This is a genomic window from Acidisoma sp. C75 (assembly GCF_054665095.1).
Map to the genome: position 1 here is coordinate 212,428 of NZ_BAAFHD010000005.1, position 11,325 is coordinate 223,752.

Annotated in this window: 8 protein-coding genes; 4 read left to right on the forward strand and 4 right to left on the reverse strand. The window is 67.8% G+C overall.

The window, feature by feature from the left end; genetic code table 11:
- Positions 1–12: 12 nt before the first annotated feature.
- From ACYQ7X_RS08935 to ACYQ7X_RS08950, 4 genes are all read right to left on the reverse strand, one after another.
- Positions 13–2,370, reverse strand: coding sequence for a hypothetical protein (locus ACYQ7X_RS08935; protein ID WP_459696625.1), 2,358 nt, complete (start codon positions 2,368–2,370; stop codon positions 13–15).
- A 94-nt stretch (positions 2,371–2,464) separates the two neighbouring features.
- A complete protein-coding gene (locus ACYQ7X_RS08940; RefSeq protein WP_459696626.1) occupies positions 2,465–3,280 on the reverse strand; it encodes a hypothetical protein in 816 nt (271 codons plus the stop codon).
- A gap of 152 nt (positions 3,281–3,432) precedes the next feature.
- Positions 3,433–3,897, reverse strand: a complete 465-nt coding sequence (locus ACYQ7X_RS08945; RefSeq protein WP_459696627.1) for a hypothetical protein — start codon at positions 3,895–3,897, stop codon at positions 3,433–3,435.
- A gap of 85 nt (positions 3,898–3,982) precedes the next feature.
- Entirely contained in the window at positions 3,983–6,427 is a 2,445-nt protein-coding gene (locus ACYQ7X_RS08950; protein WP_459696628.1) for a glycosyltransferase, read from the reverse strand.
- A 199-nt stretch (positions 6,428–6,626) separates the two neighbouring features.
- Here ACYQ7X_RS08950 and cysD point away from each other — a divergent pair, with 199 nt between their 5' ends.
- The 4 genes from cysD to ACYQ7X_RS08970 are packed head-to-tail and all read left to right on the forward strand — an operon-like array spanning position 6,627 to position 11,231.
- Complete coding sequence (gene cysD, locus ACYQ7X_RS08955; RefSeq protein WP_459696629.1) at positions 6,627–7,757, forward strand: sulfate adenylyltransferase subunit CysD; 1,131 nt, start codon at positions 6,627–6,629, stop codon at positions 7,755–7,757.
- A complete protein-coding gene (cysN, locus tag ACYQ7X_RS08960; protein WP_459696630.1) occupies positions 7,757–9,667 on the forward strand; it encodes a sulfate adenylyltransferase subunit CysN in 1,911 nt (636 codons plus the stop codon). The genes cysD and cysN overlap by 1 nt, the downstream gene beginning before the upstream one ends.
- A 26-nt stretch (positions 9,668–9,693) precedes the next feature.
- Positions 9,694–10,461 carry a 3'(2'),5'-bisphosphate nucleotidase CysQ gene (gene cysQ, locus ACYQ7X_RS08965; protein WP_459696699.1) on the forward strand — a complete coding sequence of 256 codons (768 nt, stop codon included), beginning with the start codon at positions 9,694–9,696 and terminating at the stop codon, positions 10,459–10,461.
- Positions 10,458–11,231, forward strand: coding sequence for a sulfite exporter TauE/SafE family protein (locus ACYQ7X_RS08970; RefSeq protein ID WP_459696631.1), 774 nt, complete (start codon positions 10,458–10,460; stop codon positions 11,229–11,231). The genes cysQ and ACYQ7X_RS08970 overlap by 4 nt, the downstream gene beginning before the upstream one ends.
- Positions 11,232–11,325: the final 94 nt, after the last annotated feature.

Genomic DNA, 11,325 nt, shown 5'->3' on the forward strand with positions numbered 1-11,325 from the left:
GCCTGCATCGCCTCAGCCGGCCGTGGCCAGCTTGTCCAGCATCGCAGCATAAGCGGCCGCCGCCGGCTCGCCCGTCAGCGGGGCGAGAAGCGGGGCGGCGAGTGCTGCCCAAGCGTCATCATCCTGCACGAGCTGGCGCAGAAGCCGGATGATGGCGGCATCCTTCGGCGCCACCCGGGTAGCGCCGGGCGGCTCTTCCCCCGTCGGCAGGGCGGGTGCGGTCGCCACCACTGGCAGGGCGGCGGCGAGGCAGGCCTCGATCGCCCCGCGATCGGCCCCGGCTTCCTTGAAGGGGGCGAGGGCGAGGCGGAACTGCCCGAGCAGCGCGCCGTCGCAGGTGCTCGGCGCATGCAGCGTGATGCCCTTGGGCAAGGGCCGCTGCGGCTGGCGTTTCGCATGCAGCTGGCATTTCGGCAGCGCCTTGGCGATCGCCGGGACGAGTGTGGCGAGCCAGGCATCGGTGGCGGCGGAGGTCTCCGCCCCGCCGTCGAGCACGAGCCAGACGCCGCGCCGGGCCGCTGCACCCTTGGGCGCGAGCGAGAGCAGGAGAGGCGGCTTGCCGCCGCTCTCCCCACCGGCGAGCCGCTCGGGCGGGATTTCGCGCTCGCCGACCACGCCGTCGCAAGCGCGGGCGATCTTGCGCAGACGTTCGACCGCAGGATCGTCGCCATCGCCTTCCGCGAGGCTCACGGCGGCCGCCGCATCCAGCCGCAGGATGATGCGGGATTTGGGGGAGAGGTAGCGCAGCGTCTCCGGCGCGAGCTGCAGGGCGGCGCGGGCCGAGATCTCGATCAGCGTGAAGGGCGGTGTCGCGTTCTTGATCGTCGCCGCGACCGAGGGCTGGAACGGCGCGCGCAGCACGATGATGCCGCGATCCCGCAACAGGGCGGCGCCCGCGGGCTCGCGATCGAGCCCCGTCATGGCGCCGAAGCTGACCTCGTAGCCAAGATGCTGCAGCAGGCCGGCATGTTCGGCGATCGTGGCCGGGCCGGCGGCTTCCGCATCGTCGATGATGAGCGCGCTGCCGGAGGCGAAGGGCAGGCGGCGCAGGGCGACCGTCTCCCACCGGTCGGCAAGCAGGGTGGCGAGGCCAGGATCCTCCGCCGCGGCGCCGAAATCGCCCGTGCCGCCTTCGGCCTGCGCCCGCAGGGTGCAGCGCGGTTGGTAGAGCACCCGGCTGCCCGCCTCCCAGGCGCGCAGGCAGAGATCGGCGACGGCAGCGCCGAGCCCCATGCCCCCGCCCTCGGCGCCGGGTGCGAAGCCCGGATCGAAGCCATCGAGCGCGCGGAAGACGGCGCTGCGGATGACGAGCCCGGCCGCCCGCGCGGCCGCGACCGGGCGCAGCCGGTCGATCCGCGGCACCTCGGCCGGTTCGCCGAAGGCGAAGTCGGCCAGGCGGCCGGCGCGGTCCGGCAGCAGGGCGGAGGCGAGGACGGTGCCATCGGGCGCGAGCGTCCGGCAGGCGAGGACGGCGCAATCCGGATGCGCGGCCAGCGTTTCCTGCAGCGCATCGAGCCAATCGGCTGCCGGCTGGGCGGAGGCGGGCAAGAGCGCGAAGAGATCGTGCCCTTGGAAGGAGGCGGCGCGGTTGAGCGCGAGGAGCGGCGATTCTCCCGCGGCGAGGCGCCAGTAGCGCAGGTTCTGCACGAGCGCGGGCAGGATCGCCCGCTCCTCGGTCAACCCGCAATCGAGCAGCAGGATATCGGCCGCGCGATCCACCCCGCTCGCATGCAGGGCGGCAAGCGCCGCATAGGCTTCGCCGAGCGGCCCATCCGCCAGCAGGCAGAGCGTCATGATCGGGGCGGGGGCGACGGCCAGGGCGAAGGGCGGATGCTGGTGCTGGGCGAGGGCGAGTGGCGCCATCGCCGGCAGGCTGCCGGCGGCGCCGAGCGTCTCGACCGGAATTTCCGCCAACTGCGTGAAGAAGCTGCCGATCGCCCCGAACATGCTGCGGGTGAGGCCGGCTTCGCGCCGCGCCCGGCCCTCCGCCTCGCTCAGCCGCGCCTCAAGCAGCCGCACCGTCTGTTCGAGGGCGGCGAGCCGCTGCTCGACCGGGACGAGGCTGGTGCGGCGGAAGGTCAGCGCGCCGCCCATATGTTCGCCCGTCTCGGCATCGCACACGCGCACCGTCGCGACCGAGCGGCTGGCGATGGCGGACCATGGGAGCAGGTAGGAGAAGGCGAAGCAGCCATCGCCGATGCCGGCGCCTTCGAGATCGGCGCGGAAGACATCCGCCGTGGTCTGGCCGATCGGCTCGTTATCGACCAGCACCGTCAGCCGCACCCGGCGCTGCGGCTGGGTGGGATCCCAGCACCAGCCGGCGATCAGCCCGTCGTCCTGGATCGTTTCCAGATTGCCCTGCAAGGCCATGCTCAGTTCCGTCTCGCTGCGGAAGGGGATCCTCCCGGTGCCGGGCGTTCGCCAGGCGGTGGGGCGCCGGCGGCCCGCCCTTTCCGATCGGCACTCATCGGGAGGCGAGGAAGATCATATTGTATGGGCCGAGATAGCCGAGTTCCTCGGACCAGTAGCAAAGCCCTATCGCGTCGCTGAAGCCGGCATCGCGCAGCCGAGGAACGAGATCCCAGCCGAGGCGGTGGGCGGGATCACGCGAGAAGAGCATCGGCAGGCCCTCCTCCTCCGGCAGGTCGAGGTAGCTGACGCTGCTCTCCGCCTCGACATCGAAGGCGGTGGTGGCGATGAAGAGGCCGCCCGGCGCCAGGCCGTGGGCAATCGCGGCAAGCGCGCGGTCGAGCGGCGGGATATGGGCAAGCTCGTCGGCTGCCAGGATCACGTGGTGATGCGCCGGCGGCGTTGGCAACGCAAGCGTGCCCGCCCCTTCCGCCAGCAGCCGCGGCCAGAGCGACACCTCGTCGTAGCTGGTGCGCAGCCGGGCGGCGATCCGCTCGCCCCGGCCGAGGACGCCGATGCGGGTCTGGCTGGAACCCGGCGCGCGGGCGAGCGCGAGATGCAGCAGCGCGCGCTCGTGGCTCGTCAGCCCGAAGGCGCAGTCGCAGCTTTGGGCAAGGCGCCAATGCGGCACGCGCCGCCCATCGGCGGTCTCGTCGCCATCGCGCGTCGAGGAAGCGAAGGTCGAAACCCGCAGACAGGGCGCGCAGATCCCATCGGTGCTGAGGCTTGGCGCGGCGACGCCGAGCGCCTGCTCGCGGCGGTAGCGCTCGTCGAACACATCCCGATGGGAATCGCGGTAGCGCTGGAATTCCTCACGCGAGCGGAAGGCCATGGCCGGAAATTGGACGAAAGCCTCGGATCCCACAGTCATCCTACCGGTTGCAGGCTGCGCCGCCGCGCCCCAGGCATGGCGGGGCCGCAGTCCGTGCCTTGCCCATCCTCAGGCGCTGAAACGGTCATAGCGCCCTCTGCCCCACCTCGCAACGTGGCGCGGCCGAAGGCCCGCCGGCCGCGCGGTCGGCTTCAGGCGAGGCAGATGGAGTGGAAGCAGAAGGCGAGGGCCCGCGTATCGCTGCCGAGGCCGATCTCGACCGGCCGGGTGGCGCCCGGCATATGGAAGGCGCAGGAGAGCACGGAATAGCCTTGGCGGAGGAAGATATGCTCGGGCTCGATAATCGCCTCGATCGTGCAGACCTTCGGTTGAGACAGCCGCCAGAAGCCGAGCCTCGCGCCGTTGACGTAGAGGGTGAGATCCTGGAACGGGATCGTGCCGCCGAGGAAGGGGATGCCCTCGATCGTCAGTGTTACCGGGCGGTTGGTCGGCTCGAAGACTGCATGCATCAGCGCTTCCGGCCCGTCGTTCCAGACATGCCCATCCTCGGGCCCGGCCCAGCCGCTGATGAGGCCTGATTCGCCCAGATCATGATTGCCAAACAGCCGCGTGACGCCGAAGGACCACAAATCCCGATCCAATAAGTGTTTTCCCATTGCTGTCATCTTCACCATGCCGCTCCGAGGTGGGGGTCAAATGCACAGAAACAATCCGAGCCTGATTGCAGCGAGCGTCTAACAATCAAGCATTACTTACTTTGGCGGTGATGTTTTCGCGGCAGAGCGATTCTCCACCGGAAATGCCAAGCCGCTGGGCATGCGCCCGGGCGATCGCCGCGCTGAGCACCCGGGCCCCCATGTCAAGCGAGAAATCGGCCGCAAGCTTCTGCTGCCCCGCCTCCGAAAAGCGCTGCCACAGCGCCGCGTCGTGATAGAGGCGCAGCACCTGCTCGGCGAACTCGGCCGGCGTATCGCCGATGAGGTAGTGGCGATCTTCCTCCAACCCCGCGCCTTCGACGCCGACCGAGGTGGAGACGATCGGCAGGCCGTAGGACAGTGCCGACATCACCTTGCCCTTGGCGCCGGCGCCGTAGCGCAGCGGCGAGACGAAGACGCGGCAGCGGTCGAACAGATCGCGCAGATCGGGCACCTGGCCGATGAAGTCCACGCCCTCCACCGTGATCTCGCGCAGCGCCTGGGGCGCATTGGAGCCGGCGATGACGAAGCGGATGGCGGGGTCCGCCGCGCGCAGCAGCGGCAGGATATCGGTGATGAAGTAGTTGACGGCATCGATGTTCGGTGGGTGCCGGTAGCCGCCGAGGAAGCAGATGTCGCGCCGGGCAGAGAAGGGCACGCGGGTGCCCTCGCATGGATACATCAACGGCCAGACGGCGACCGGCGCATCCGGCACCGCTTCGGCCAGAACTTCCGCTTCGACCGTGGAATGGGTGATCGTGCAATCGGCTTGGGAGACGAGGCGGAGTTCCTGTTCGCGGACCTGGGCGGCTTCGGCGAGCTTGGCCGGATCGTCGGCCAGCTCGGCCTCGCGCATCTGCCGCAGGAAGTGCAGATCGGCGACATGGAAGAGCAGGCAGGCATCCTTCGCGTAGGTGCGGATATCCTTGATCACCTTTTCGAGGACCGTATGGCGATAGACGAGAATGGCATCGAAGAGATGGCCGTAGGCGCGCAGATAATTGGTGAAGCCGAGATCGTAGGGCGCATAGGCGCACTCGATGCCGATCTTCTGCAGGTCGGTGGTGTAGCCCGGCTGAAAGAGCCAGTTGTCGGCCGGGGTGAAATAGGCCTTGTAGCCGAGCAGACCGCAGACCTGGAGCGCCAGCACCGTCTGCACCGATCCGGCATCCTGGTCCGGCGTCGGCGCCGTCACATCCACCACCAAAATGCGGCGCTGCACGAAACGCTCACGCTCGAAATACGGCGCCTCCGGATCCCGCCGATGGCTTTCGAGCAGATGCCGCCAGCGGAGATAGAGTTTGCGCGTATTCGTCACCTGATAGGCCTTGACGCCTGCGCTGGTATCGGTGCCCGAGGTCTTGCCCTCGTAATGGACGATCCGCGATTGCGGCTGCAACCACACCTCGCGCCCGCTCGCCCGCACCCGCAGGCAGAGATCGGCATCCTCGCAATAGGCGGGGGTGAAGAGCGGATCGAAGCCGCCCATCTCCTGCCACAGCTCGGCCGGCAGCGCGATCGCGCAGCCGGAGATATAGTCCACCTGCCGGGCATGGCAGTATTCCGGCCGGTTCGGATCGTCGTTGCGGCCGTAGTTCCAGCAGGTGCCGTTGCGCCAGATGATGCCGCCGGCTTCCTGAAGGCTGCCGTCGGGGTAGAACAACTTGGAGCCGACGAGCCCGGCGCGCGGAAAGAGGGCGAAGCTGTCGATCAGCCCATCGAGCCAGCCATCGACGACACGGGTATCGTTGTTGAGCATGATGACGTAGCGCCCGCGCGCCAGGCCGCCGCCGGTATTGCAACTGCGGATGAAGCCGCCATTCTGCGGCTGGCGATGGTAGCGGATGCCCTGCACCTCGGGCAGGAAGCTGCTGCTCGCATCCGGGGAGACATCGTCGATGATGATGATCTCGGCGCTGTAGCGGCTTTGATGGGCGAAGAGGCTGTCGAGGCAGTTCAGCGTATAGGCGAGCTGGCCGTAGATCGGCAGGATGATCGAAACATCGGGCCGCTCGGCGGCTTCGCCCTCGGCCTCCGGGCCGATGACCCGCAGCACCCGGGGGGTGGCGTTGAGGGAGGCGACGGCGCCGGCGAAATCCGGCACGCTCGCCGTCAGCCCATGCGCGCCGAGGAAGACCTTGCCGCGATCCCCTTCCTCCACCACCGCATCATCCACGCGAAAATCATAGAGCGAATAGGCGGAAAGCGGTGCCTGCGGCTCCTCCGCCCGGCGCCAGCCATGGCGGCCGCGGGCAGGGGAGAACCAGCCGCCGGCACCCGCCGTACTGGTCGTCGCCTGCGAAAGCTCGTGCGTCAGGCGCGATATCTCGCCGCGCAACTGCAAGGTCTGCTCCTCGACACGGAGCAGCCGGTTGCCGAGCGCCACCGCGCGCGGGCGCCATTCATCCTGGCGCGACTGGCCCTCATCCATTTCCAAGGCCCAGCCGAGTTCCATCACCGCGCCAACCTTCTTCTGGCGAATGCCAGGCATGAGAGATCAATCCACTCGCCCGCATTGTTATCGGAAGCTTGTGAGCAGGTGCAACAAGAGACTTGCGCTCCGATGGGTTAAGCATTTGGTAAAACTGGCTTTCACTTTGCGAAAAAATTGGCCAGGCCCCGGGGTTTGCAGGGCAACCGCGCATTTTTGAGGCTTGCTGGCGGAACTTTAGTTCAGCTAAAGATCGCCTATGTCGGATCTCAAGCTCCTTTTCCGCCAGAGCGGCAAGCGCCAGCGCGATATCGCCGAAGCCGTCGGTCGCAGCGAAGGCGCCGTCAGCCAATGGGTGAAGGGCGAGCGGGACATCCCGGCCGACCTCGTTCTGCGGATCGAGGAGTTCACGGGGATCCCCCGTCATCTGCTGCGTCCTGATCTATGGGAGAATAGAATGCCCGATCCCGTCGCCGAGGCGATTCTGGCGGGGCCAGACCTCACCCATCTTCAGCGCCTGGAAGCCGAGAGCATCCACATCATGCGCGAGGTGGCGGCCGAAGCCGAACGCCCGGTCATGCTCTATTCCATCGGCAAGGATAGCGCAGTGATGCTGCACCTCGCCATGAAGGCTTTCGCTCCGGGCAAGCCGCCTTTTCCCCTGCTGCACGTGAACACCACCTGGAAGTTCCGCGAGATGATCGGCTTCCGCGATGCCCGCGTGAAGGAACTCGGCCTTGAACTCCATGAGTGGATCAATCACGACGGGCTCGCCCGCGGCATCAACCCCTTCGACCACGGCAGCGCCTATACCGACATCATGAAGACCGAGGCGCTGAAAGCGGCGCTCGATCACTTCCAGTTCGATGTCGCCTTCGGCGGCGCGCGGCGGGACGAGGAGAAGAGCCGCGCCAAGGAGCGCATCTTCTCCTTCCGCGCGCCCGGCCACCGCTGGGACCCGAAAAGCCAGCGGCCCGAGCTTTGGAACCTCTACAACACCCGCAAGAACAAGGGCGAGACGATCCGTGTCTTCCCGCTCTCGAACTGGACCGAGCTCGATATCTGGCAATACATCTATAAGGAAAGCATCCCGATCGTGCCGCTCTATTTCGCGGCTGAGCGCCCGACCGTGCAGTACAACGGCATGACGATCATGGTCGATGACGAGCGGATGCGCATCCCCGAAGGGCAGAAGCCGGAGATGAAGAGCATCCGCTTCCGCACGCTCGGCTGCTATCCGCTGACCGGCGCGGTTGAAAGCCATGCCGATACGCTGCCCGCGATCATCCAGGAGATGCTGCTGACCACGACGAGCGAGCGCCAGGGCCGCGCGATCGACAAGGATAGCGGCGCCAGCATGGAAAAGAAGAAGCAGGAGGGATATTTCTGATGGACCAGCAGAACGACCTCCTGGCGACCGATATCGAGGCCTATCTCCGCCAGCACGAGCAGAAGAGCCTGCTGCGCTTCATCACCTGCGGCTCGGTCGATGACGGCAAGTCCACCCTCATCGGCCGCCTGCTGTACGACAGCCGCATGATCTTCGAGGATCAGCTCGCCGCCCTCGAGGCCGATTCCAAGAAGATGGGCACGCAGGGGCAGAATATCGATTTCGCCCTGCTGGTCGATGGCCTCGCCGCCGAGCGCGAGCAGGGCATCACGATCGACGTCGCCTACCGCTTCTTCTCGACCGAGAAGCGCAAATTCATCGTCGCCGATACCCCGGGTCATGAGCAATATACCCGCAACATGGTGACGGGGGCATCGACCGCCGATCTCGCCATCATCCTGATCGACGCCCGGCGCGGCGTGCTGACGCAGACGCGGCGGCATTCCTACCTCGCCTCCCTCGTCGGCATCCGCAATATCGTCCTCGCCATCAACAAGATGGATCTCGTGAACTACAGCCAGGAGGTGTTCTGCCGCATCCTCGGCGATTACACGAGCTTCGCGGCCGGGCTTTCGCTCGAGCATATCACCGCGATCCCGCTCTCGGCGCTGATGGGGGACAATATCACCGCGCCGAGCGGCAATATGCCCTGGTATCGCGGGCCCTCCCTGCTCGAACATCTGGAAACGGTGCCCACCCGCACGGCGGATCGCAGCGCCTCCTTCCGCATGCCGGTGCAATGGGTCAACCGGCCGAACCAGGATTTCCGGGGCTTTTCCGGCCTGATCGCGGCAGGCTCCGTCAAGCCGGGCGATACCGTGCGGGTCATGCCCTCGGGCCGCGAGAGCCGCGTATCGCGCGTCTTTCTCGATCGCGACCTGCCCTTCGCGGTTGCGGGCCAATCCGTCACCGTCTGCCTCGAGGATGAGATCGACTGCAGCCGCGGCGATGTGCTGACCGGCACCGGCGACCCGATCGAGGTTTCCGACCAGTTCGAGGTCACGCTCGTCTGGATGAACGAGATCGCGATGCTTCCCGGGCGCAGCTACCTGCTCAAGCTCGGCGCGCGCACGGTCTCGGCCTCCGTCACCACGCTCAAGCACAAGATCAACGTCAACACGCTCGAACATGTGGCGGCCAAGCAATTGGCGCTGAATGAAATCGCGCTCTGCAATATCAGCGTCAGCCAGCCCATCGCCTTCGATCCCTATGAGAAGAACCGCGAAACCGGCGGCTTCGTGCTGATCGACCGTTTCACGAACGAGACGGTCGCCGCCGGCACCATCCATTTCGCCCTGCGGCGGGCGCAGAACATCCATTGGCAGGCGGTCTCGATCGACCGTACGGCGCGGGCGGCGCAGAAAGATCAGCGCGCCTTCGTGCTCTGGTTCACCGGCCTCTCGGGCGCGGGCAAATCGACCATCGCCAATATCGTCGAGCGTCGGCTGTTCGAGCGCGGCAAGCATTCGACGCTGCTCGACGGCGACAATGTTCGCCACCGCCTCAACCGCGATCTCGGCTTCACCGATGGCGATCGCGTCGAGAATATCCGGCGCGTCGGCGAGGTGGCCCGGCTGATGACGGATGCCGGCCTCATCGTGCTCGTCTCCTTCATCTCGCCCTTCCGCTCCGAGCGGCAGATGGCGCGCGAACTGCTGCCCGAGGGCGAGTTCCTCGAGGTCTTCATCGACACGCCGCTGAAGGTTGCCGAAGAGCGCGACCCGAAGGGGCTCTACAAGAAGGCGCGGGCCGGGCAGATCAAGAACTTCACCGGCATCTCAAGCCCCTACGAGCCGCCGGAGGCGCCCGAAATCCGGATCGACACGACGAGCCTTTCGCCCGAGCAGGCGGCCGGCCAGATCATCGACCTGCTGGAAGAGCGCGGCCTTTTGCGGAGGGTGGGCGCGTGAGCGGCGCCCTCGGCGAAGCGCGGAGCATGCTCGATCTCCTCGGCCCGGTGCGCGCCATCGCCGAGCAGGCGGGCCGCGCGACGCTCGCCTTCTACGGCGATCAGGCCGGGGCGCGGGAGAAGGCGGATGGCAGCCCGGTGACGCTGGCGGACGAGGCGGCGGAAGCCGTCATCCTGCCCCGGCTGCGCGCCTTGACGCCGGAGATTCCCGTCGTCTCCGAGGAGGAGGTGGCGGCCGGGATCGGCCCCACGACGGTTGGAGATCGCTTCTGGCTCGTCGATCCGCTGGACGGGACGAAGGAGTTTCTCAAGGGCAATGGCGAGTTCACCGTCAATATCGCGCTGATCGAGGATGGGCGGCCGGTGCTTGGCGTCGTCGTTGCCCCCGCGCTGGGGCAGACCTATGCCGGGGCGGCGGGCCGGGCGCTGCGCGCCGATGCCGCGGGCGAGCGGCCGATCCTCTGCCGCGCGGTGCCGCCGGAGGGGCTGACGGTGGTGGGCTCACGCTCGCATGGCGACGCGGCGGCGATGGAGGCGTTTCTCGCCGGGCGGCAGGTCGCGGCCTTCCGGGCGGCCGGCAGCTCCCTCAAGCTCTGCCTGATCGCCGCCGGCGAGGCCGATCTTTACCCCCGCCTCGGCCCCACCATGGAATGGGATATCGCGGCGGGGCATGCGGTGCTGGCGGCCGCCGGCGGCGGCCTCCGCACGCTCGACGGGGCGCGCTTCGCCTATGGCAAGCCCGGCTTTCGCAACCCCCATTTCGTCGCCTATGGCCGCGAAGGCGCGGCGACGTGAACCTGTTTCTCGGCCACAGCCTCTCTGGCCTGCTGGTCGGGCTGCTGGTCGGCATCACCGGGGTCGGCGGTGGCTCGCTGATGACGCCGCTCCTCATCCTGGTCTTCGGCATCCACCCCTCCACGGCGGTCGGCAGCGATCTGCTCTATGCCTCCACCACCAAGGTGGTCGGTGCGGGGGTGCATGGCTGGAAGCGGAGCGTCGATTGGCAGGTGGTCGGGCGCCTCGCCTTCGGCAGCGTGCCGCTCACCGTGCTCACCATCCTCTTCTGCGCAGCCTTCCACATCACGAGCCACGGCTCGCCCATCCTGAACCTCGCCCTCGGCGCTGTGCTGGTCTTTACCGCCCTCTGCGTCATCTTCCAGCCGCAGCTTCGCCGCCGGCTCGCGCCGCTTCTCGCCGATACCAGCGAGGGGCAGCGCCGGACGATGACCATCCTGCTCGGCGCGGTGCTCGGCGTCGTCGTGACGCTCACCTCGGTCGGTGCCGGGGCGATCGGGGTTTCCGCCCTGGTGCTGCTCTACCCCGCCTTGCCGCCGGTGCGGCTGGTCGGCTCCGACATCGCCCATGCGGTGCCGCTCACCCTGCTCGCGGGGCTCGGCCATTGGTGGCTCGGCGATGTCGATTTCGCCCTGGTCGGTTCGCTGCTGCTCGGCTCGATCCCCGGCGTGATCATCGGCAGCCTCTCCGCCAATCTGCTGCCCGATCGCGCGGTGCGGGTGGCGCTCGCCCTCGTGCTGTTCATCGTCGGGCTACGCCTGCTCGCTTGACGGCGCCGGCCCCGGGGGCCGATCCTGCCCTTCTGGCGGGGGCATGCGCGCGCGAAAAGCGTTGACAGGCCGATCCGCCCCGCATGATCCTATG